Annotated in this window: 21 protein-coding genes; 7 read left to right on the top strand and 14 right to left on the bottom strand. The window is 41.5% G+C overall.

Annotated features, from left to right (window positions below; genetic code table 11):
• The first annotated feature begins 32 nt into the window (after nucleotides 1-32).
• Entirely contained in the window at nucleotides 33-1,289 is a 1,257-nt protein-coding gene (locus tag BFM96_RS00780) for an ISL3 family transposase (RefSeq protein ID WP_068988908.1), read from the top strand.
• A 100-nt stretch (nucleotides 1,290-1,389) separates the two neighbouring features.
• Here BFM96_RS00780 and mraY read toward each other — a convergent pair whose 3' ends face one another.
• Genes mraY through rsmH form a run of 4 tightly spaced genes read right to left on the bottom strand, consistent with a single transcriptional unit; the run spans nucleotide 1,390 to nucleotide 5,936 of the window.
• Nucleotides 1,390-2,373 (bottom strand): phospho-N-acetylmuramoyl-pentapeptide-transferase, encoded by a 984-nt coding sequence (mraY, locus tag BFM96_RS00785; RefSeq protein WP_068989126.1) that lies wholly within the window; start codon nucleotides 2,371-2,373, stop codon nucleotides 1,390-1,392.
• A 5-nt stretch (nucleotides 2,374-2,378) separates the two neighbouring features.
• Complete coding sequence (gene pbp2x / locus BFM96_RS00790; protein WP_068989129.1) at nucleotides 2,379-4,664, bottom strand: penicillin-binding protein PBP2X; 2,286 nt, start codon at nucleotides 4,662-4,664, stop codon at nucleotides 2,379-2,381.
• A gap of 2 nt (nucleotides 4,665-4,666) precedes the next feature.
• Nucleotides 4,667-4,978 carry a cell division protein FtsL gene (gene ftsL / locus BFM96_RS00795; protein ID WP_068989133.1) on the bottom strand — a complete coding sequence of 104 codons (312 nt, stop codon included), beginning with the start codon at nucleotides 4,976-4,978 and terminating at the stop codon, nucleotides 4,667-4,669.
• 7 nt (nucleotides 4,979-4,985) lie between these two features.
• Nucleotides 4,986-5,936, bottom strand: a complete 951-nt coding sequence (gene rsmH, locus BFM96_RS00800; RefSeq protein WP_068989136.1) for a 16S rRNA (cytosine(1402)-N(4))-methyltransferase RsmH — start codon at nucleotides 5,934-5,936, stop codon at nucleotides 4,986-4,988.
• Between the two features lie 199 nt (nucleotides 5,937-6,135).
• Between rsmH and BFM96_RS00805 the strand changes: the two genes are divergently transcribed.
• From BFM96_RS00805 to BFM96_RS00825, 5 genes are all read left to right on the top strand, one after another.
• Entirely contained in the window at nucleotides 6,136-6,324 is a 189-nt protein-coding gene (locus tag BFM96_RS00805) for a helix-turn-helix transcriptional regulator (protein WP_068989137.1), read from the top strand.
• 12 nt (nucleotides 6,325-6,336) lie between these two features.
• Nucleotides 6,337-6,702, top strand: a complete 366-nt coding sequence (locus BFM96_RS00810; protein ID WP_068989138.1) for a hypothetical protein — start codon at nucleotides 6,337-6,339, stop codon at nucleotides 6,700-6,702.
• A gap of 19 nt (nucleotides 6,703-6,721) precedes the next feature.
• Entirely contained in the window at nucleotides 6,722-7,252 is a 531-nt protein-coding gene (locus BFM96_RS00815; RefSeq protein WP_068989139.1) for a DUF3278 domain-containing protein, read from the top strand.
• A 262-nt stretch (nucleotides 7,253-7,514) separates the two neighbouring features.
• Nucleotides 7,515-9,080 carry an ABC transporter substrate-binding protein/permease gene (locus BFM96_RS00820; RefSeq protein ID WP_068989140.1) on the top strand — a complete coding sequence of 522 codons (1,566 nt, stop codon included), beginning with the start codon at nucleotides 7,515-7,517 and terminating at the stop codon, nucleotides 9,078-9,080.
• Nucleotides 9,077-9,817 (top strand): amino acid ABC transporter ATP-binding protein, encoded by a 741-nt coding sequence (locus tag BFM96_RS00825; protein WP_068989141.1) that lies wholly within the window; start codon nucleotides 9,077-9,079, stop codon nucleotides 9,815-9,817. Before BFM96_RS00820 ends, BFM96_RS00825 begins: the two co-directional genes overlap by 4 nt.
• A gap of 670 nt (nucleotides 9,818-10,487) precedes the next feature.
• Here BFM96_RS00825 and BFM96_RS00830 read toward each other — a convergent pair.
• The 6 genes from BFM96_RS00830 to BFM96_RS00855 form a co-directional block, all read right to left on the bottom strand.
• Nucleotides 10,488-10,703, bottom strand: coding sequence for a capsule biosynthesis transcriptional regulator (locus BFM96_RS00830; protein ID WP_068989143.1), 216 nt, complete (start codon nucleotides 10,701-10,703; stop codon nucleotides 10,488-10,490).
• 103 nt (nucleotides 10,704-10,806) lie between these two features.
• The gene (locus BFM96_RS00835; RefSeq protein WP_068989145.1) at nucleotides 10,807-11,703 is read right to left on the bottom strand and encodes an SPFH domain-containing protein; all 897 of its coding nucleotides are present in this window, start codon (nucleotides 11,701-11,703) and stop codon (nucleotides 10,807-10,809) included.
• Nucleotides 11,704-11,792: 89 nt separating this feature from the next.
• Complete coding sequence (gene ilvA / locus BFM96_RS00840; protein WP_068989151.1) at nucleotides 11,793-13,043, bottom strand: threonine ammonia-lyase IlvA; 1,251 nt, start codon at nucleotides 13,041-13,043, stop codon at nucleotides 11,793-11,795.
• A gap of 232 nt (nucleotides 13,044-13,275) precedes the next feature.
• Nucleotides 13,276-14,298 (bottom strand): ketol-acid reductoisomerase, encoded by a 1,023-nt coding sequence (ilvC, locus tag BFM96_RS00845; RefSeq protein ID WP_068989152.1) that lies wholly within the window; start codon nucleotides 14,296-14,298, stop codon nucleotides 13,276-13,278.
• A gap of 55 nt (nucleotides 14,299-14,353) precedes the next feature.
• Nucleotides 14,354-14,830: an acetolactate synthase small subunit gene (ilvN, locus tag BFM96_RS00850; RefSeq protein ID WP_068989153.1), complete on the bottom strand. Its 477-nt coding sequence runs from the start codon at nucleotides 14,828-14,830 to the stop codon at nucleotides 14,354-14,356.
• Nucleotides 14,823-16,523, bottom strand: coding sequence for an acetolactate synthase large subunit (locus BFM96_RS00855; protein WP_068989156.1), 1,701 nt, complete (start codon nucleotides 16,521-16,523; stop codon nucleotides 14,823-14,825). The genes ilvN and BFM96_RS00855 overlap by 8 nt, the downstream gene beginning before the upstream one ends.
• A 683-nt stretch (nucleotides 16,524-17,206) precedes the next feature.
• On the opposite strand from BFM96_RS00855, the gene BFM96_RS00860 reads away from it, so the two are divergent.
• Nucleotides 17,207-18,463 carry an ISL3 family transposase gene (locus BFM96_RS00860; protein ID WP_068989088.1) on the top strand — a complete coding sequence of 419 codons (1,257 nt, stop codon included), beginning with the start codon at nucleotides 17,207-17,209 and terminating at the stop codon, nucleotides 18,461-18,463.
• A 313-nt stretch (nucleotides 18,464-18,776) separates the two neighbouring features.
• On the opposite strand, the gene BFM96_RS00865 is transcribed toward BFM96_RS00860, so the two are convergent.
• From BFM96_RS00865 to BFM96_RS00880, 4 genes are read right to left on the bottom strand one after another with little or no spacing between them, the layout of a single operon-like run.
• Nucleotides 18,777-19,376, bottom strand: a complete 600-nt coding sequence (locus BFM96_RS00865; protein ID WP_068989158.1) for a response regulator transcription factor — start codon at nucleotides 19,374-19,376, stop codon at nucleotides 18,777-18,779.
• Nucleotides 19,357-20,463 carry a sensor histidine kinase gene (locus tag BFM96_RS00870; protein WP_083201718.1) on the bottom strand — a complete coding sequence of 369 codons (1,107 nt, stop codon included), beginning with the start codon at nucleotides 20,461-20,463 and terminating at the stop codon, nucleotides 19,357-19,359. The genes BFM96_RS00865 and BFM96_RS00870 overlap by 20 nt, the downstream gene beginning before the upstream one ends.
• 1 nt (nucleotide 20,464) lies before the next feature.
• Nucleotides 20,465-21,193 (bottom strand): ABC transporter permease, encoded by a 729-nt coding sequence (locus BFM96_RS00875; protein ID WP_068989162.1) that lies wholly within the window; start codon nucleotides 21,191-21,193, stop codon nucleotides 20,465-20,467.
• A complete protein-coding gene (locus BFM96_RS00880) occupies nucleotides 21,193-22,074 on the bottom strand; it encodes an ABC transporter ATP-binding protein (protein WP_068989164.1) in 882 nt (293 codons plus the stop codon). Before BFM96_RS00880 ends, BFM96_RS00875 begins: the two co-directional genes overlap by 1 nt.

Below are 22,074 nucleotides of genomic sequence, written 5' to 3' on the forward strand. Positions count from 1 at the left end.
AAGCGACAAAACTATCATTTAGAAAGACTCATATGGAACAACTAAATCTTATCACAAATTTTCTCAAAATGAAAGACAAAAATATCACGATCACTAATGAATGCGACATGGGAACTCACTTAGAACTCCACGGTCACTTGGATTACACAGCCCCTAAATGCCCTTCCTGCAAGGGACAAATGGCTAAGTATGACTTCCAGAAAGCCTCTAAAATCCCCTACTTAGAAACTGCTGGCTACCCACTACTTATCCGCCTTCGAAAGCGTCGTTTCAAGTGCAAGGAATGTGGGAAAATGGCGGTCGCTGAAACTCCTATTGTTAAGAAGAACCATCAAATCTCTGTCGCTGTCAACCAGAAAATCGCACAATTACTCATCGAAAAGCAAGCAATGACACATATCGCACACAGACTCTCCATTTCTACATCTACAGTTATTCGAAAACTCAATGAGTTTAAATTTGAAACGGATTGGGATAAGCTTCCAGAAGTCATGTCCTGGGATGAGTATGCCTTCAAGAAAGGGAAAATGAGCTTTATCGCTCAAGATTTTGACACAAATAACATCATCGCTATCCTTGATGGAAGAACGCAAGCAACCATCCGAAATCACTTTCTGAGATACCCTAGACAGGTCAGAAACCGCGTTAAATTCATCACTATGGACATGTTTAGCCCTTACTATCAACTAGCCAAACAACTTTTTCCTCATGCTAAAATCGTGCTTGATCGTTTCCACGTTGTGCAACATCTCAGCCGTGCTATGAACCGTGTCCGCATACAAATCATGAATCAATTCGATAGAAAATCCCAGGAATACCGTGTCTTAAAACGCTACTGGAAACTGGTACAACAAGATAGCCGTAAACTCAGTGATAAACGATTTTATCGCCCTACATTTCGCATGCATTTGACCAATAAGGAAATCTTAGACAAGCTCCTATCCTACTCAGATGAGTTACGACAACATTATGAACTCTATCAACTTCTTTTATTCCATTTCCAAGAGAGGAACTCAGAGCATTTCTTTGACCTAATTGAGCAAGAAAGAGCCACTGTTAACCCTATTTTCCAGACGGTATTTAAGACCTTTCTAAAGGATAAGGACAAGGTTTTAAACGCTTTGGAATTGCCTTATTCCAACGCTAAATTGGAAGCTACCAATAATCTTATCAAAGTCATTAAACGAAATGCCTTTGGTTTCAGGAACTTTGAAAACTTCAAAAAGCGGATTTTGATTGCCTTAAACATCAAAAAAGAGAAGACCAAGTTGGTCCTCTCTAGATGTTAGCTGACATCTACCCACTACAGTTGACAAAGAACCAAAAGGAGTAGAAAACGTATTTCCCAAGAAATTCACGTTTCCTACTCCTTTTCTGATAGCTTCAAACTTACAAATACAAAATGAGCAATGTCAATAGACTCATCAGCAAACCAACTCCCCAAAAGAGAGCGTCAACTTTCCACTCACTCCAGGGCTCACCCTGCCCACTAAAGCCTCCTAATTCAAAATGATGATGAAGAGGGGTCATTCTGAAAATCCTCTTTCCTCCTGTCCATTTGAAATAGGCTACTTGAAGCATAACCGAGCTGGTTTCAAAGACATAAATCAAACCAATCAATAAAAGCGTCCATTCTTGGTGCAGTGCCATAGAAATAGCCGCAAGCATTCCGCCTAATGCCAAACTCCCAACATCCCCCATAAAAATTTTCGCAGGCTTGTGGTTAAATAGAAAGAAGGCTAATAGGCCACCAATCATGCTAATCGTAATGAGCAAAATATCAAATCGATCTTGCATAACAGCGATAAAGCTATAAGCTAGTAAGCTAATCACCACTGAAATACTTGCCAAGCCGTCAATTCCATCTGTCAGATTCACCGCATTTGAAAAACCGACCAACCAAAACAAGACAAACGCTAGATAAAAATGCCCTAAATGAAGTGAAATCCCAAATACATTGAGCAAGTCACCGCCCCCATGTCTGTCAAAAAAGATATAAAAGACAATGCCTCCTAAAATTTGGAGGGCTAATTTTTGCTTCGGATTTAAGCCCTCGTTAATCTTACGGAAAACCTTCAAGAAATCATCTAAAAATCCAACAATTCCATACAAGGCAAGGATAAATAAAATCATCAAGACAGAACTAGTTAATTGGCCTGTCGCCAAAGCCAACAGGAAACTGACTACAATCGACGCCACCAAGAAAACAACACCTCCCATGGTCGGAGTTCCTGCCTTTTCTTGGTGCTGCTTGACATCTTCATGCATCTGCTGCCCCGAAATACGAGCTTTTTGGTAAAAACGGATAAAAGCTGGAATTCCTATGCAGGTTAATACAAAGGTGAAGATCCCAGCAACAATCGCTACAAACATTACAGTTAATCTCCTAACGTTACAGTTAATTCTTTAATCTTTTTCAGGGTTGCATTGACCTTGACACTCTGATCAACGACCTTAGACCCTTTCCCTTTAAAGCTGACTTCAATTCCTAGCCACTCTCCAAAGATTTCTACATTCTTCTTGGTCCAACCATACATGTCTGGCATCTCTGTAAAGTCATTGGTTAAGACTAACACTTGCTGATTTGCTTTCAGATTTTGACCCGGTTCGACCGATAATTTTTTAATTTTCTTACCGATTCCAAGAACAATCGGCTGCACAAGATTTCGACGCAATTCTGCTGAAAAGGCCCCTGGAGAGACATCTTGTTTTCCCTCCTTGGTTGGAGGCATTTTGTATTTCATTTCCTTTGAAAATGTCTCCAACACTTGCGGAGTTCTGGTCAAATCCAAAGTATCCTTCATCGCAACAGCTTCTTCTAATACAGGATTGACAACCTCCTCCCAAAAATTAATTTGAAAGGTTTCTTCGGGCTGTTGCAAGGTCACATACATGATAAAGTCAGGATCCTCGGCAGGAACCATAGCCACAACCGAGTTAATAACATTATTGCCCCCTTTTAGGTAACCTCCCCCTTCGTCAGCCGAAGCCGCAATCTGAGCTGTACCAGATTTTACAGCCACATTATACTCACCCACGCGAATAACTTGTCCAATCCCATAGCGATCATACAGGGTTCCAAAATAAGGGTCAGTCCCTACATTAATCATATATTTTCGTGTCTCTTGAGCTGCTTTTTTAGAAACCGGATGACCAACAATTTCAGTATCACTCTTGCGAACGGTCTTATTCTGACCATCATAAATAGCACTGATAAATTTCGGTTCTAGCATAACCCCATCATTTGCAATGGCAGAAAAGGCACGAAGCATTTGAACTTGTGTCACAGAAATCCCTTGACCAAAGGAACTCATGGCAACACTTACGACATTTCCATCTGGTAATTGACCAAAGGATTCTGAGCCCATCCCAAAACGCGTTGGCAACCCAAACTTAAATTTCGAAAGATAGTCTAACCACTTCTCTTTCCCCATTTCCTGCTCCAGAGTCACCATTCCGACATTACTTGAGAGAGAAAAACCTTGTGAAAAAGTGAGACTTAAAGGCGCATAAACGACGCCATCATTGACATCCCAATCACGAATCACAGCATCTGACACTTGAATTTCCGTTCTGTCGTAATACTTATCAGGAGAAAACGTCTTATTGTCAATAGCCGATGCCACTGTCATCACCTTCATAGTGGAACCCGGTTCGTATTGTGCCTGATAAAGGGCGCTACTTGAAGCCGTATTATTTAATTCTGCTAGTCCTTCTTTTGTATCTGGGTCAAAGGTTGGGCGCTGAGTCGTTGCCAAAATTTCACCTGTTTTGGCACTGACTACGGTCGCACTCGCAAATCGTCCCTTTAACTTTTCTTGAAAAAGGTCCATACGCGTTTCTAGAAAGTTCTGCAGGTCAGAGGACAAGGTTGTGTAGATGTCTTTTCCGTTTTCTGTTTTTACAGACACCTGATCAGACCCAGGAATGATATTTCCATTCTTATCTTTTTCATAGGTCACAACCCCATCTGTCCCCGCTAAGATGTGATTCATTGAAGCTTCAATCCCTGTTTGACCAACAAGTGTCTTACTTCCGTCTTCATTTTCTTGTAGTTGAGCAAGACCGACCAATAAAGAAGCAAAATTCCCATTTTTATAGCTCCGATTGGGACTGGTTGTAAAGGCCACCCCTTTTACTTTTGCTTTTTCCAAGGCTTCTTTAATGGCATTCATATTGCTAAAGGTAATCCCATTGCCCTTAGAGCCAAAAGAGACTTGCTGAAGACCTTTTTGAGATAACTGGCTTTTGACATAGTCTTTCTCCATATCTAAATATTTATGAAAGACATCCGCTACTTTATCAAATTGGGAATCCTCCACATAAAGAATCTCCCCTGTAGCTGATTTGTATTCTTTATTGATAACCGCATACACATTGTAGGACGTTGCGTCTTCTGCAATGGGAAAGCCATTACGGTCGTAGATAGTTCCTCGTTTCGCCGGGATTTTCACCTCGACCTGATGAACCTTCTTTGCACCCTCAGACAGCTTGACGCCAAATTTTTGATCGGTGCCGATAATAATCGCAAAATTAATCAAAAAGACGAGAAAAAGGAAAATAGTGACGAGACTCAGACTTTTTCCAACCTGTCTCCTATTTTCAGCTGGACTTTTCCGATTTTTCAAGGAATGCTTTAGAATGCTTTCTTGCCATTTTTTCATACTTATTCCACCGTTTTAATTTGGGTATTGCTTCTCGATAATTCCTGTGATTCTGCTAATTTTGACAGGCGATCTGCCCGACTGAGTTCATTGACCTCTTGCTTGGCATCATCCAATTCTGTTTGTTTCCTATTGATTTGGGCGTTGACATCTGTCAATTCATGCTGCACTTGCAACAGTCTCGTTTGCATAAAAATAATTGAAACTGCAACAATCAAGGCTGTCAAGACAATGGAACCATAGAAAACTTTCTCTGTCCTAGAAAATTGTTGAATACGGGTTTGAAGAACACCGCTACTTCTTCTATCTGGCATATTTCTCTCATTTCTGTACTTTTTTTGCCACGCGTAACTTGGCTGAATGGGCACGGTTGTTGGCTTCCAATTCCTCTTTGCTCGGTAAGATTGGTTTGCGATTGACCAATTCCAATTTCGGTTTCAACTCATCTGGAATAAACGGCAAACCCTTTGGAACATCGACTGTCGAAGCCTCTTTAAACAATTGCTTGGTCAAACGATCTTCCAAGGAATGAAAGGTAATCACGGAAATCCGGCCGTCTACCGTAAGCAGTTCAATAGCCTGCTGGATCGATTCATCTGCCGCACCTAATTCATCATTCACTTCAATCCGAATGGCTTGGAAAATCTGCTTGGCAGGATGACCCTTTTTCTTTAATTCCTTCGCTGGTTTGGCTGATTTAATCACTTCTGCTAATTCTGTTGTCGTCTCAATCGGCTTGATGGCACGCACCTGCTCAATCTTTCGTGCGATTTGCTTGGAGAATTTATCTTCCCCATATTTAAAGAAAATCCGCACCAAATCATGATAGTCATAGTGATTGACCACTTCATAGGCCGTGAGAGCTGCTGTACGATCCATCCGCATATCAAGCGGAGCGTCTTTTTTATAGGAAAATCCACGCTCACGCTCATCCAACTGAGGGCTTGACACCCCCAAATCATAACAAATCCCGTCAATTTCTTCTACTCCCTGCTCTTTCAAGCGAGCCTGTAAATGGCGGAAATTGTCCTTAATAAAGGTAACCATGCCCTTTTCAATATAAGGAGCCAAGCGTTTTTGGGCATTCAAAATAGCCGTCTCGTCCTGATCAAAGGCATAGAGATGACCCTTTTCGTTTAACTGGCTTAATAAATACTCACTGTGACCTGCTCCACCCAAGGTCGCATCCACATAGATGCCATCTGGCTTCACAGCGAGCTGGTCAATGGTTTCGTGAAGAAGAACTGTTACATGGTGAAATTCATTTATCATATCCTTACTATTATACCACATTCTCCCTTTATTCTCTCTTAAAAATCAATCAAAGAATTATTCCTATTTTTTGTCAAATATGATTGACATTTTTAAAAATAGGTGTTAGAATGAAAACGCAAACAAGTCAATTATAATTGACACATTTTCTTTTTTAGAATTTTGTGTCGTATCTATTTTACATAGATTGGAGGTTTAGATGAATCGCGTTGCCTTCTATCGCAAGGAATTAAAACTCTCGCAGCTAGAGCTCGCCAAATCTATCGGCGTTTCTAGACAAACCATAAACATGATTGAAAACAACAAGTACAATCCCACATTGGAACTCTGTATCAATCTCGCCCATGCCCTCAAAACAGACTTAAATGCTCTATTTTGGGAAGAATAGAAAGGAAAATCCATGGATCCTCACAACTACTCTTTTGTACCGAGCCTAAAAACACTTCTCGTGCTACTCATTTCTCAGATTATCCTAGGAAGTCTCATCGTCGACGGCTACCTTCACGGAAAATCCTATGTACTCTTTCCTTTATACATTCCCTTTATCGCCCTGTATACTGGAAAAACAGCTATTCTAAAGAACAATCCAGAAAAACTTCCCCTCTATAACCTGCACCAGATTGTGATAGAATTTACCCTCTTCACCATTTTGACTATCTGTATCGCAGCTGGTACATTCAAGCTGCCACTGCTTATTTTCCCAATCCTACTTGCTATCCATATCGTTAGCCTTGGCTACACCATCTGGAACATCAGCAAAAAATAACCAATGAAGGAGAAGAAACATGAAAAAAGAAACCTTTACTGACAAAATGATGAAACGCTTCTATGGCATCGTCGGTCCACTTGATGAGTATAAACGCCGAGAAATTGACCGTATCGGCAATATCTGCTTCATTCTTCTCTTTTCGATACTGCTATTTGGAAATCTGATTGCCCTACTTCTATCTGATCAGTATCCTAAAGCAGTCGCTTTTGCCTACCCTAGCATCCTCACTCTCTGTATCTTTGTCCTACTTAGTTTTATCATCTATCGCATTCACAAAATGCATCTCGTTGATTTTGATGAGGAAGAATTGACCAAGAAAGAACTAAAACAACTGCACTTTGCCGGACTAAAAGCTGGCTTGAACTTTGGAATACTCATGTGGCTCTTCAATGGCATTTTAAATCTTATTGACCACGTTCCTCTGCTACAAAGTTTCTTCTCTGTCAAATCTGGTGTCCTCTTTATCTTTCACACTGGATTTATGGGAGTATTGATGCATTTCTATCTCAAATTGCACAAAAAATCTACCAACAAAGAAAAGGATTAAATCCTATTCTCCTGATTGACTTTGGGCATCTTCAAATCATTTCATGTTTACACTTCAACGCCATTCAGCAACTCCAATGGAAATGTTTTCTCAATGTCAATCATGAAATATAGCCTATTTTTCTTCATCAAAAAGTGAAATTGCAAGCTCCGTTTTCTGAGATTGCTTTTTTACTCTTTTTTTATTTGTAAAGGATTTCCTTCATTGAAAAGCGTTCTATTTTACGGTAAAATAGAACCAACACTATATATAGGAGAAAACTATGAAGAAATTATTCTTATCCATATTGGCATTTCTCATGCTCGGTCTGGGATTGACCAATATCGCCCACGCAGATGACTATCTGCGCATTGGGATGGAGGCAGCCTACGCTCCCTTTAACTGGACGCAAGACGATGACTCCAATGGTGCTGTAAAAATCGAGGGCACCAATCAATACGCTAATGGCTACGATGTCCAAATCGCCAAGCAAATCGCAAAAGAATTGGGGAAAGAGCCTTTAGTCGTTAAAACCTCTTGGAACGGGTTAATCCCCGCCCTCACCTCCGGAAAACTCGACATGATTATCGCTGGAATGAGCCCAACAGCTGAACGCAAAAAGGAAATCGCCTTTTCAAACAGCTACTATACCAGCGAGCCTGTCGTTTTGGTCCGCAAGGACGGTGCTTTTGCCACTGCAAAGACCTTGGATGATTTTAAAGGGGCAAAAATTACCTCACAACAAGGGGTTTACCTCTACACTCTCATCTCTCAACTTTCTGGAGCTAAGCAAGAAACAGCCATGGGAGACTTTGCTCAAATGCGTCAAGCCCTTGAATCAGGTGTCATTGATGGCTATATCTCAGAACGCCCAGAAGCGTTGACAGCTGAAGCTGCCAACGCTGCCTTTAAAATGATTCAATTCCAAAAAGGCTTCGAAGCTGGTGAAGAAGACGCCTCCATCGCTGTTGGTATGCGAAAGGACGACAACCGCATCGCGCAGGTCAATACAGCTATTGCTCGCATTACCTCAGATAAACAAGTGGCATTGATGGATGAGATGATTACCAAGCAGCCTGTCGATACAGAAAACGAAGGGGAAAAACCATCTTTCTTTGCCCAAGTTGCAAAAATCCTTCAAGAAAACTGGCCACAATTCCTACGTGGAACAGGCACTACCCTGCTCATCTCCATTACAGGGACCATCGTGGGTCTCATCATCGGTCTTTTAATCGGTGTCTATCGGACAGCTCCCATCTCTAGCAATAAGGCACTTGCTTTCTTGCAAAAACTCTTTGCCTGGTTCCTCAATGTCTACATTGAAATTTTCCGTGGCACTCCAATGATTGTTCAATCTATGGTTATCTATTACGGTTCTGCCCAAGCTTTTGGCATTTCTATCGACCGTACTCTGGCAGCAATCTTCATCGTATCCATCAATACTGGTGCTTACATGAGTGAAATTGTCCGCGGGGGAATCTTCGCTGTTGATAAGGGACAATTTGAAGCCGCAACAGCTCTTGGAATGACACATAACCAAACCATGCGCAAGATTGTCTTGCCACAAGTTATCCGCAATATCCTTCCAGCAACTGGGAATGAATTTGTCATCAACATCAAGGATACCTCTGTATTGAACGTGATTTCCGTGGTTGAACTCTATTTCTCAGGAAATACCATCGCCACTCAAACCTACCAATACTTCCAAACCTTTACCATTATCGCTGTCATTTACTTCATTTTGACCTTTACAATTACACGAATTCTCCGTTATGTAGAGCGTCGTTTAGATACTGACACCTATACAACAGGAGCTAATCAAATGCAGATAGGGGAGATGAAAGCATGAGCCAAACCATTTTAGAAATCAAACACCTCAAGAAATCCTATGGCCAAAACGAGGTCCTCAAGGATATTTCCCTAACCGTTCACCAAGGGGAAGTCATCTCCATTATCGGGAGTTCTGGAAGCGGGAAATCAACCTTCCTTCGCTCCATTAACCTGCTGGAGACACCGACAGCAGGAGAAATCCTCTATCACGGAGAAAACGTCTTGGAAAAAGACTACGACCTGACGAGATACCGTGAAAAATTAGGAATGGTGTTCCAATCCTTCAATCTCTTTGAAAATCTCAATGTCTTGGAAAATACCATTGTTGCACAAACAACCGTGCTAAAGAGAGAGCGTGGAGAAGCTGAAACAATTGCCAAAGAAAATCTCAACAAGGTGGGTATGGGTGAGCAATACTGGCAGGCCAAACCCAAACAACTATCTGGCGGACAAAAGCAACGGGTCGCTATCGCACGTGCCCTCTCCATGAATCCAGACGCCATTCTCTTTGACGAACCCACCTCAGCCCTTGACCCTGAAATGGTCGGCGAGGTGTTGAAAATCATGAAAGAACTAGCCCAAGAAGGACTCACTATGATTGTTGTAACCCATGAAATGGAATTTGCACGTGACGTCTCTAGCCGCGTTATCTTCATGGATAAGGGCATTATCGCAGAAGAAGGAAATCCTGAACAGATCTTTACAAATCCCAAAGAAGAACGAACCAAAGAATTCCTTCAACGCTACTTACGCTAGAGCTATCCAAAAGAGAGAGCAACGGCTCCTCTGCTAGACTAGCCCTGTCACAAAGAATTATGCTATCATTTCATAGGCCAATCCATCCTGATGCCTGATGATTGCCTTAAAAAGGCTGGTACAAACAGCCAACCCTAAATATAAAAAAACGAACAAAACTAGTTTTCTGACCCTCAGAATTCTGTCTTGTTCGTTTTTATATCTCATTTATCAAATTTCATACTCACTGAAAATCAAAGTTAGCGACTTTGCGACTTTCTTAGATGGTGTGGACGTAATACTCTATAAACATCAACATCTATCATAGCTTGTGTCTTAAAAAACGCAAGGATAACGGAGGTTAGTTAACATGTCAGATGTTGACTTTTTGATGAGTATAAATTGATACTCACTGAAAATCAAAGTTAGCAATTTTGCGATTTTCTTAGATGTTTCCTACCTCTTTTTTTCACTGTCCTTTTCATTTGCTGAAAAACCATCATGTTTTTCTTACTTAGCCCACTTCATTTCATAACAAAAATATATTTTTATATATGGGTTGGCTATTTTTGAAATTAAATGAGTATGACCTCTTTTCTTTTGTGAGCTTATTCCTTTTCTCTATCAATTTTTCTGAAGCAAGCAACCCTTATACACAAAAAGCAGGTGACATCACCTGCTCTTTTAAAGATTAATCTTCAAATCTTTCATGGTTTTTATCATAGAAATCAATCAAGCCTAGTGCTGTTTCGAATGAGATATTCTTCACTTTTGCACGGCCTTGTGCAAGGGCAATGATAGACATTTCACGGGCATTGGTTTCTTTACTAATGCGATAGCCAGTGATTTTTTTGTCACGTACCCAGCTAACAACTGATTCTACTTTTTCAAAGTTTGACTTAGCCATTTCTTTCTCCTATTTTATTACTTCCTTCTTATTTTAAAAGTTTTTGGACGGTTTGTCAATAAAAAAACTTTGATGGATGAAAATTAATAATTCTGAATTTTCTCTACTTTGCCTTTAATGCTGACAATATTTGAGTGCGAATGCTCTCTACACCATCTGGATTTGCCGGTAGAAAAATTGTATTATTTCCCTGTTTATCTGCAAAATTATTCAAGGTATCTAAATATTGGTTGGTCAATAAAATCGACATGATTTGCTCTTCTGAGAGCTCTACATTTGCTCCGCGCAGTTCTTTGATAGAATCTGCCAATCCGTCCACAATGGCTTTCCGTTGTTGGGCAATCCCCACACCGTGCAGGCGGTCTTTTTCAGCTTCTGCTTCTGCGGCGGTAACAATCTTGATCTTGTCCGCCTCTGCCAATTCTTGAGCAGCAACCCGCTTTCTTTGGGCAGCATTGATTTCATTCATGGACTGCTTGACTTCGGCATCTGGCTCAACCTTGGTAATCAAGGTTTTCACGATAATGTAACCATAGGTTGACATTTCTTCTGCCACTTGTTTTTGCACTTCAAGAGCGATTTCATCCTTTTTCTCAAACAGCTCGTCCAAGGTTAACTTAGGGACAGAGGAGCGAAGAGCATCTTCAATATAAGACTTAATTTGTGCTTCTGGTCGAATCAACTTGTAGTAGGCATCGGTGACATTGTTTTCATTAACCCGATACTGGGTTGCCACATTCATGGTCACGAAAACATTGTCCTGAGTTTTTGTCTCCACCACAATCTCACTTTGCAGCAAACGAAGTTGCACACGCGCAGCAATATGATCAATCCCAAACGGCAAGCGGAGATGAATGCCACTATTGCTCAATTTTTGGTATTTCCCAAATCGTTCGATAATGGCAACGGATTGCTGACGAACCACATAAATCGAGCTGAGCCCCACTCCTACTATCAAAAAGATTAGCACCACCAACACTAGCAATACACTTAGTTCCATAGACAGTCCTCCTTTTCTATATGAGCTATTATACTCTTTTATAATTGATATTGCAAATAAAAAATAATAAAATAGAAATTTCTTACAGATTAGACTAATAAACTATAAAGGGTTTCATTTCCTCGTAAGTTGATATAGGATGGATCAAACTTTTCCATCCGTTCAATCAATCCTGCATAATCATGCTTGTCACCTAAAGCCACCCCAATCAAGACCGGACCTGTTCCCTTGCTAGCACGTTTGATGTATTCAAAACGCGTAATATCATCATTTGGTCCCAAGATATCTGTTACAAATTCTCGCAAAGCTCCGGGACGTTGAGGGAAATTGACAACAAAATAATGTTTGATACCGTCATAAATCAGCGCCCGCTCTTCCATTTCTGGCATGCGGTTGATATCGTTATTACCACCTGAGATAATGCAGCAGACAGTCTTTCCTTTGATGTACTCGCTCAAGACATCTAGGGCTGCAATACTGGCTGCACCTGCTGGCTCTGCCACAATTCCTTGTTTCGAATATAAATCAATTAAGGTTTCAGAAATCAAGCCCTCATCCACACCGATCAAATTTTCCACATGTTGGCGTGTCGCTTCGTAGGTTAATTGGCCTACTTTTTGTACGGCAATGCCGTCTGCAAATTTATCAATTTCCTTGAGCTTTACAGGACCTCCTGCTTCAAAGGCAGCCTTCATACTCCGAGCCCCTTCAGCTTCTACCCCAATGACTTCAATGGCTGGATTAGTTTCCTTGATATAGGTAGCAACTCCCGCAATTAAACCGCCTCCACCAACTGGTACTAAAACCGTATCAAAATCAATGGATTCACGCTCGGCTTCTTCCATGATTTCATAACCTACCGTACCTTGACCGGCCTGCACATGGATATCATCAAAAGGTGCAATGAAGGTCCGATTTTCACGCTCCGTAAAATCCTGTGCTGCTTTAGCTGAAGCATCAAACGTATCTCCGACCAACTTGATCTCCACCATCTCACCACCAAAGAAACGAACTTGACCAATTTTTTGTTGAGGTGTGGTAATCGGCATGAAAATCGTTGCAGGAATTCCTAACTCATTACAGGTAAAGGCAACTCCTTGGGCATGATTTCCCGCACTGGCACAGACCACCCCACGCTTACGCTCCTCTTCTTTCAGTTGCGAAATAGCGTAGTAGGCACCACGAATTTTGAAAGAACGAACACGCTGGGCATTCTCTTTTTTGAGATAGATTTTCGCTCTATATTTTTCTGACAAATACGGGTCATAATCAAGTGGGGTATACACCACCACATCCTTTAATACCTTATGAGCACGTACAATGTCCTTAGCTGTTAACATAGTTTCTCCTTATCCATCCATGAAAAAAGTGAGGAGCTGAGCATCTTGCTAGCCCCTTTCCTCACTTACTTTCTATCCTCATCAGATTATTGGGTATTTATAGTGGATTGAGAAAGGAATAAGACAAGGCAAGGAGCTGCAGATAGAACTGGCGTTCATCAAAGCGACTTAACGATGTCCTAACCTTTATTCCATTCACTATATATCCTATCTGACTTGACCAAGCTCCATCTTAATTGTAGATTTTGAAGGCATCGTCATCATTTTTACCAACAAATGGCATTGCTTTACGCAATTCAGCACCTACCTTTTCGATTTCAAGCTCCGCTGCTGCCTTGCGGTATTCTTCCATACGTGGGCGACCTGCCTTGTAGTCTTCAACAAAGTCATTGGCAAATTTACCTGATTGAATGTCTGCAAGAACAGCCTTCATGTTTTCTTTCACTTGCTCTGTAATCACACGTGGTCCTGATACGTAGTCCCCAAATTCTGCCGTATTTGAAATAGACTGGCGCATTTTCTTGAAACCACCTTCGTAAATCAAGTCTACAATCAATTTCATTTCATGCAATACTTCAAAATAGGCTAATTCCGGTGCATAACCTGCTTCTGTCAAGACTTCAAAACCAGCTTCCATCAAGGCCGTTAATCCACCACAGAGAACAGCTTGCTCACCAAACAAGTCTTCTTCTGTTTCTTCCTTGAAGGTTGTTTCTAAAAGTCCAACACGTGCTGAACCAACACCTTTTGCCCAATCCATCGCAATGTGCTTGGCATTACCCGTCGCATCTTGATAAACGGCATAGAGAGCTGGCACTCCAAAACCTTCTTCAAAGGTACGGCGCACCAAGTGACCTGGACCTTTCGGAGCACACATGAAAACATCCACATCTGCTGGAACTTTGATAAAGCCAAAATGAATGTTAAAGCCATGAGCAAAACCAAGTGCATTTCCTGCATCCAAGTTTGGTGCCACTTCTTCTGCATACAAATCTGCTTGAATTTCGTCTGGAGCAAGAATCATGATGACATCTGCTTGTTTTGCAGCTTCTGCTACTTCAAAGGTTTCAAAACCATCCTCTTTTGCCTTGTCAAATGACTTACCTGCACGAACACCAATAATGACATCATGGCCTGTATCACGCAAGTTTTGCGCATGGGCATGTCCTTGTGAACCATATCCAATAACGGCGATTTTTTTGCCATCAAGTGCTGCTACTGTTACATCTTTTTCATATTGCATTTCTACTGCCATAATCTATTCTCTCTCTTTTCTATTTCTTAATTTGCTACAAAACTACTAATCTTGCTTAATCTCGTGTAAAACCAGTGGCTCCTGTGCGTGCGATATTTTTAATCCCATAAGGACGAATGACCCTTAAAAGTGCCTCGCTCTTTTCGGCATCTCCCGTCATCTGAATGGTAATCGAACTCGGTGCCACATCAACTACTGTCGCACGAAATGGCTGGATAATAGCTAAAATCTCTGCTCGTTTGTTTGCAGGTGCTGAGATTTTCACCAAAATAACCTCGCGCTCCAAATGTGGTTTGTCTGTTATATCTCGAATGCGAATGACATCAATCTGGCGATTGAGCTGCTTGATGATTTGCTCGACTTCATTGAGCGAAGCAACGTCAATAATAATTGTAATCCGTGAGACATTTGGGTCTTCTGTTGCACCAACAGAGATACTTTCAATATTGACCTGACGTCTAGAAAGAACGCCTGTGAAACGATTGAGAACCCCTGAACGATTTTGAAGCTTGGCTGTCAACATTCTACGCATGGAACTTCACCCCCAACATCTCTGCATTGCTCTTACCTGCTGGTACCATTGGAAGAACGTGCTCTTTTCTGGAAATATCCACTTCTATCAGCATCGGTCGATTGTCCTGGATGACTTCTAAATCCTTGTACAGTGTCTCTGGATTGGCAAATTTATAGTGTTTAATGCCATAAGCAGCCGCTAAGAGTTGGAAATCTGGCTCGCTTTCAAAGACCGACTCACTCGTCCGTCCTTCATAGAAGGACTCTTGCCACTGACGCACCATTCCCAAGGAATGGTTATTGAGCAAAATAACCTTAATCGGAATGCCGTATCCATTTAAAATCGCCAATTCTTGATTGGTCATTTGAAAACCACCATCTCCGACAAATAAAACGACTTCTTTGTCTGGATTGGCCAATTTTGCACCAATCGCGGCCGGAATTCCAAAGCCCATCGTTCCTAGACCGCCTGAGGTGACCAACTGGCGTTCATTTTGATAAGGATAATACTGAGCTGCCCACATTTGATGCTGCCCAACATCCGTCACAACAATAGCATCGCCTTGAGTTAATTCACCAATACGTTCAATCACGGCTTGCGGTTGCACTACGCGTTCTTTCTTATCATAAGAGCGAACACGGTGTTTATTATCGGTTACACGCTCTAGCCACTTTTCCGTATTCATTTTCACCGCAGGCTCATTCAACAAGAGCTGGAGGGTCTGCTTGGCATCACCCACCACAGGAATATCAACGGCAATAATCTTACCAATCTCAGCCGGGTCAATATCCACATGCACGACTTTAGCATTTTTTGCAAATGTCTTAGGATTTCCAGTCAACCGATCATCAAATCGAGAACCAAGATTGATTAGAAAATCCGTTTCCGTCATGGCAATATTTGCCGCATAAGAACCGTGCATGCCCCCCATCCCTAAGAAAAGAGGATGACTTGTCGCAATAGTCCCCTGTCCAAGAAGGGTCGTCACGACTGGAATTTGGTACCGTTCTGCAAAAGCAAGTAGCTCTTCTGAAGCTCCTGCATAGCTAACACCACCCCCTGCTAGAATAACAGGCTTTTTAGCCTTGGCCAACTGCTTGGTAATCTTCTTAATCTGCAATTCATTTGGAGTCATCACTGGCTGATAGCTTGGCAAATCAATCCTTGTATCAAAGATGAAATCCGTCTCCTTGGCCGATACATCCTTGGGTAGGTCGATAACCACTGGCCCCGGACGACCTGTCGTTGCGATATGAATAGCCTCTGTAATCACGCGTGGAATCTCAGCTGTCTCACGAATTTGGTAATTATACTTGGTAATCGGCATGGTAATTCCGACAATGTCTGCCTCCTGAAAGGCATCTTTACCAATTCCTGAAATACCGACTTGGCCGGTAAAGACAAGCAGAGGTACGCTATCACTCATCGCATCCGCAATCCCTGTAATGGCATTCGTCGCACCCGGACCACTCGTCACAACGGCTACACCGATTTTACCCGTTGATTTTGCATAACCTTCTGCTTCGTGAAGACAACCTTGTTCATGGCGTCCCAAGATATGACGAATTCCCTTGAACTGATAAATGGCATCATAGAGGGGCAAAACCGCTCCACCTGGATACCCAAAAATAGTATCCACACCCAGTTCTACTAAGGTTTCAAGTAGCAATTCCGATCCTGTTTTAGGTGATTCAAGTATCCGTTTTTCCATACGTCTCCTTTCAGTAATTTTCAATTTTCTAAAAATTCTAAAATCTTTTTACTATGATACCATTTTTGAAAAAAATTGCAAGGGAATTTTATCGAAAATTCAGATTTTTTATTAAAATCCGAATTTTTGTCGCAAATCTTCGTGAAATAATCAACAAAAAAAGGCGAACTATTCATATCTGATCCAATACATCTTAGCTCTTAAACAGACTAAGCTTTATCCATCGTTAATCAAGTACCTGTACATGCCTGTTGCTAAAACCTAGATTTGCTTGACGTGTACTCTATAAACATCAACATCTAACTACCTTCCACAATTGAGAAGTGTGGAAGATGATGGATAAAACGAGCGTAACTTGCGCACTAAAAAATAAATGCAAAACAAGAGGTTACGCTGAGGATTATTTCATAATCCTTATTTCCAACCGACTGTTGAAACAAGGTAAGCTAACGACGCCAGATTTTGATTTTTGACCAGCATTGCAACTCTCACCCCAGCAAAATTTTATATTAAAAGACTAGCAATGATACATTTACTAGTCTTATTCCTAATTTTTAGGGCTCTATAATTTCTGTAGTGGGTAAATCCACTGTGGAGATTATGGAACCTTTTTCAGTGTAGAAAAAAAAGTTCCATATGACCTATAATGAAAAGCGACAAAACCATCATTTAGAAAGACTCATATGGAACAACTAAATCTTATCACAAATTTTCTCAAAATGAAAGACAAAAATATCACGATCACTAATGAATGCGACATGGGAACACACTTAGAACTCCACGGTCACTTGGATTACACAGCCCCTAAATGCTCTTCCTGCAAGGGACAAATGGCTAAGTACGACTTCCAGAAAGCCTCTAAAATCCCCTACTTAGAAACTGCTGGCTACCCGCTACTTATCCGCCTTCGAAAGCGTCGTTTCAAGTGCAAAGACTGTGGGAAAATAGCGGTCGCTGAAACTCCTATTGTTAAGAAGAACCATCAAATCTCTGTCGCTGTCAACCAGAAAATCGCACAATTACTCATCGAAAAGCAAGCAATGACACATATCGCACACAGACTCTCCATTTCAACATCTACAGTTATTCGAAAACTCAATGAGTTTAAATTTGAAACGGATTGGGCTAAGCTTCCAGAAGTCATGTCCTGGGATGAGTATGCCTTCAAGAAAGGGAAAATGAGCTTTATCGCTCAAGATTTTGACACAAATAACATCATCGCTATCCTTGATGGAAGAACGCAAGCAACCATCCGAAATCACTTTCTGAGATACCCTAGACAGGTCAGAAACCGCGTTAAATTCATCACTATGGACATGTTTAGCCCTTACTATCAACTAGCCAAACAACTTTTTCCTCATGCTAAAATCGTGCTTGATCGTTTCCACGTTGTGCAACATCTCAGCCGTGCTATGAACCGTGTCCGCATACAAATCATGAATCAATTCGATAGAAAATCCCAGGAATACCGTGTCTTAAAACGCTACTGGAAACTGGTACAACAAGATAGCCGTAAACTCAGTGATAAACGATTTTATCGCCCTACATTTCGCATGCATTTGACCAATAAGGAAATCTTAGACAAGCTCCTATCCTACTCAGATGAGTTACGACAACATTATGAACTCTATCAACTTCTTTTATTCCATTTCCAAGAGAAGAACTCAGATCATTTCTTTGACCTAATTGAACAAGAAATAGCCACTGTTAACCCTATTTTCCAGACGGTATTTAAGACGTTTCTAAAGGATAAGGACAAGGTTTTAAACGCCTTGGAATTGCCTTATTCCAACGCTAAATTGGAAGCTACCAATAATCTTATCAAAGTCATTAAACGAAATGCCTTTGGTTTCAGGAACTTTGAAAACTTCAAAAAGCGGATTTTGATTGCCTTAAACATCAAAAAAGAGAAGACCAAGTTGGTCCTCTCTAGGTGTTAGCTGACATCTACCCACTACAGTTGACAAAGAGCCATTTTTAGCCATCTGATAGTAAAAAGCTCTATTTCCCCTATCTCCAATAAGCTCAAGACTGCATTGGTAGAACCTGCACTTCTTTTATTTCCAACTTGTAACACTCCCTCGGACTGCAATGAAAGAAACCTCGTTTCTCTCATCTCCCACCTCCAATAAGCTCCCAGCTGCATTGACAGAACTTACAGTTCCGTTATTTTCAACCTCTAACAATCCACTGAACTGCATGGACAGAACCTACGGTTCTTTTATTTCCAACCTCTAACAATCCACTGGATTGTTAGAGCCACCCATTTTCTTTGGCGGTGTTGGCGGCTTCGGTGCGGTTTTCAGCACCTAATTTGCTGAGGATGGTGGTCATGTAGTTGCGAATAGTTCCGTTTGACAGGTACATTTGGTCGGCAATTTCTTTGTTGGATAGGCCTTGTGCGACTTTTTGGAGTAGGATTTGTTCCTGTTTGGTCAGGGGATTTTTCATGGTGAAAAAGCTTTCCATTAACTCTGGCGAATACTCTTTTTTTCCTTGGAGCACACGTTCAATGGTCCGCATCAACTCAGCAATGCTGCGTTCTTTCAAGACATAGGCATCCACATCTGCTCGAATTGCACGTTCAAAATAGCCCGGCCGTTTAAAGGTCGTCACCATAATCACTTTTAAGCTCGGGAACTCCTCTTTTGCCCATTCAAGGACATCGAGACCCGTCATCTCAGGCATCTCAATATCTAAAATGGCGACATCTACCTTTTCCTTTTGTAAAATAGCTTGTGCTTCTAAGCCATTTTGGGCTGGAAATACTTGGGCTACGCCGTCCTGTAATTCCAAGAGCTGACAGAGGGCGTCCCGCAACATGCTTTGGTCTTCAGCAACGAGTATGTTCATCTTTGTCTCCTTTTGGAATGTCTAGCTGAATTTGTGTCGGCTGTTTGCTAGAAATGATTTCCATCCTGCCTTGATAGCGAATGAGCCGGTCACGAATGGAGTGCAACTCCTCACCCGTCACCTGCTCAAAACCAATCCCGTTATCTTCTACTAAAACTCGCACCCAGCCGTCTTTTTCACTCAACTGAATGCGGCAACTGCTTGCTTGACTGTGCTTGATAAGGTTATTCCCCAATTCACGCAGGGCCATGGTCAAAGCGGTTTCTTGTTCTCGACCAATTGCTATTTCTTCTTTCTCAATGGTCAAGGCAATCCCTGCCAGCTCAAGCATATTTCCTAAAATCTGCAACTCTTCTTCAAGACTGTGTACTTTTACGGCTTGGACAATCTCTCTGACTTCCTGCATCGAATTTTTGGCAATATCCCGCAAGTCCTGTACTTCTTTTTGTGCCTTTTCATAGGCTCCATGCTCCATAAGGGTCAGGGCTAACTCACTCTTGACACTCATCATGGCAAAGACATGCCCCAAGGTATCGTGTAAATCTTGCCCAATCCGATTGCGTTCATTTTCTGCTAAAAGCAGGTTGATAGAGGCATTTTTTGCTGTTAATTCCTGTTCAATCTTTGTTTGCTTGATGATCTGCCTCATGGCATACAACATCCCTAGGCAGACCATATCCATAATTAAGAGAAAAATTTGTGTGGCAACATCTGTATCAGCCAGAACAGGGTAGAGGGTGGCGAGGAATACAAGATAAAAGCTCATATAGCGAAACCCTATCAGCTTATCGTCCCCAAAACGCCAGACCAAAATATTCGATAGGAAAAAATTGAACATAGAAATATTGGGGCTTCCATTAAAGGTAACGAAAACCACATAAAAGCAGAGATAGAGCCAAAAGAGGTTGACTACCAGCGGATGTTCCATCATCACAATACCAAGATAAGCAACGATAAACAAAATCGTCAACCAAAAGATATAAAATGGATAGCCACCGCTTAGCGAATAATAAAAGGGAAAAACCAAGTACAGCAAGGATACATAGTACATGATATGGATTTGTTTGAACTTATGCAGTAATCTCACCTTATCTCACTTCCTGTTTCTTTTTTAGCACCAAGGCTAGACCTGTTATTATTATAGTATACAATAAGACCATTAGTAAAGAGGTGACTTGCAGATGATGGTCGTTGATATAGCGGAGGACTAGTTGATTGGCATAGTAAGATGGGGTAAAATGAGCTACCGACTGCATCCAGTCAGGAAGAGCTTCATAGGGCAGCCAACTACCACCAAAAATCGCTAGCACAAAATACAAGAGATTGGCAACAACAGACAACGTTTGCCGATTTTTAAAGAGTGTCAAGGCAAGCCCAATCGCCAAATAAACCATGCTGGTTGCAAGCAATAAGAGGGCTGATACCAGCCACTGTTCCGTTGTCATTCTTACATCTCGAAAAATTGCCCCAACTGCAAAATTGACCATAATCGAGATGACAAACGAAACCAAGACATTTAGCACTTTGGCAAGGTAATACTGGGAAAGGGGAACGGGAGAATGCTGAATCTGCAAGATCCAGCGATTTCTCACATCCTCTTCCAGCATACTAGGAAAGCTAAATAAGCCAAAACTACTCATGCTAAAAGCCGTCATCGTCAGTAAATAATTTCTCGTAAGCAGAGTAGCATCCTCATAGGGAGAATCAAATATGGAAGAAAACAAAAGGAAAAAGAGGACAGGCATGCCAATTCCCATAATAAAGCCAAAGGCATTTCGCTTGGTTAAGAGGTATTCAATTTTTAACAGAGCTTTCATTATGCTTCCTCCTTGGTCGTATCAAATAGGGTATTGAGTAGGGTCTTATTGGTCATTTCAATCTCCATGATTGGGCAGTTGACTTCCTGTAACGCTTGCCAGACTACATCTGCTTCCTTGGTCATAAAACGGAGACGATCATGACTTGCTTCCATGCCATAGATATTCTCCCACGATTCCACCACCGCTCGATACTCTTTTGGAATAGTGAATTGCTTTTCCCGCTCCTCAGAGCGCATTTTAAAAGGAGTCGTATCCCGCAAAAGCTGTCCTTGGTGTAAGACTAAGATACGGTCTGCTGTATGCTCAACTTCTTCGATATAATGGGAAGAATACACAATGGTTACCCCCTTTTCTTTTAAGTCATGAACAATCTCCCAGAAACGCTGGCGGGTTGACGTATCCATAGCCGTTGTTGGCTCATCTAAAAAGAGAATGGACGGACGACCAATCAAGGTCAAAACAAAGGACAATAAACGCTTCTGACCGCCAGACAATTTCGCAGCCAGTTGCTGTTTCTGCTCAGGAGAAAAACGCAACAGAGCATCAATTTCCTGATTCGACAAGGAATTGGGGTAAATTTCCTGAAAAAAGGCTATCAATTCGCTGACCCTGAGATCGGTCGGAACAGCATTTTCCTGTGGCAAAATCCCCACTACCTTTTTCAAAGCTGGGTCTGCTACCTGACGCCCCTGAATGTGAATACTGCCACTTGTCACAAACCAATCTCCCAGTAAACAAGACAGCAACGTTGTCTTTCCAGCACCATTTGGCCCAATTAGAGCAACACACTCACCCTCCCCAATTTCAAAGGAAATATCTCGCAAAACCTGTTTTTCCTTTATCGTTTTTGAGATATTTTTGACTTCAATCATGCTCAT

The organism is Streptococcus himalayensis, from assembly GCF_001708305.1.
GTDB lineage: Bacteria > Bacillota > Bacilli > Lactobacillales > Streptococcaceae > Streptococcus > Streptococcus himalayensis.

Excerpts from the sequence above, each read along its gene's own strand:
- BFM96_RS00830 (WP_068989143.1), bottom strand. The coding sequence starts at position 10,703 with ATGGCTAAGTCAAACTTTGAAAAAGTAGAATCAGTTGTTAGCTGGGTA.
- BFM96_RS00810 (WP_068989138.1), top strand. The coding sequence starts at position 6,337 with ATGGATCCTCACAACTACTCTTTTGTACCGAGCCTAAAAACACTTCTC.
- BFM96_RS00820 (WP_068989140.1), top strand. The coding sequence starts at position 7,515 with ATGAAGAAATTATTCTTATCCATATTGGCATTTCTCATGCTCGGTCTG.
- ilvA (WP_068989151.1), bottom strand. The coding sequence starts at position 13,043 with ATGTTAACAGCTAAGGACATTGTACGTGCTCATAAGGTATTAAAGGAT.
- BFM96_RS00875 (WP_068989162.1), bottom strand. The coding sequence starts at position 21,193 with ATGAAAGCTCTGTTAAAAATTGAATACCTCTTAACCAAGCGAAATGCC.
- BFM96_RS00805 (WP_068989137.1), top strand. The coding sequence starts at position 6,136 with ATGAATCGCGTTGCCTTCTATCGCAAGGAATTAAAACTCTCGCAGCTA.
- BFM96_RS00780 (WP_068988908.1), top strand. The coding sequence starts at position 33 with ATGGAACAACTAAATCTTATCACAAATTTTCTCAAAATGAAAGACAAA.
- BFM96_RS00835 (WP_068989145.1), bottom strand. The coding sequence starts at position 11,703 with ATGGAACTAAGTGTATTGCTAGTGTTGGTGGTGCTAATCTTTTTGATA.
- BFM96_RS00815 (WP_068989139.1), top strand. The coding sequence starts at position 6,722 with ATGAAAAAAGAAACCTTTACTGACAAAATGATGAAACGCTTCTATGGC.
- BFM96_RS00865 (WP_068989158.1), bottom strand. The coding sequence starts at position 19,376 with ATGAACATACTCGTTGCTGAAGACCAAAGCATGTTGCGGGACGCCCTC.
- ilvC (WP_068989152.1), bottom strand. The coding sequence starts at position 14,298 with ATGGCAGTAGAAATGCAATATGAAAAAGATGTAACAGTAGCAGCACTT.
- BFM96_RS00880 (WP_068989164.1), bottom strand. The coding sequence starts at position 22,074 with ATGAGCATGATTGAAGTCAAAAATATCTCAAAAACGATAAAGGAAAAA.
- pbp2x (WP_068989129.1), bottom strand. The coding sequence starts at position 4,664 with ATGAAAAAATGGCAAGAAAGCATTCTAAAGCATTCCTTGAAAAATCGG.
- rsmH (WP_068989136.1), bottom strand. The coding sequence starts at position 5,936 with ATGATAAATGAATTTCACCATGTAACAGTTCTTCTTCACGAAACCATT.
- mraY (WP_068989126.1), bottom strand. The coding sequence starts at position 2,373 with ATGTTTGTAGCGATTGTTGCTGGGATCTTCACCTTTGTATTAACCTGC.
- BFM96_RS00855 (WP_068989156.1), bottom strand. The coding sequence starts at position 16,523 with ATGGAAAAACGGATACTTGAATCACCTAAAACAGGATCGGAATTGCTA.
- BFM96_RS00825 (WP_068989141.1), top strand. The coding sequence starts at position 9,077 with ATGAGCCAAACCATTTTAGAAATCAAACACCTCAAGAAATCCTATGGC.
- ftsL (WP_068989133.1), bottom strand. The coding sequence starts at position 4,978 with ATGCCAGATAGAAGAAGTAGCGGTGTTCTTCAAACCCGTATTCAACAA.
- ilvN (WP_068989153.1), bottom strand. The coding sequence starts at position 14,830 with ATGCGTAGAATGTTGACAGCCAAGCTTCAAAATCGTTCAGGGGTTCTC.
- BFM96_RS00860 (WP_068989088.1), top strand. The coding sequence starts at position 17,207 with ATGGAACAACTAAATCTTATCACAAATTTTCTCAAAATGAAAGACAAA.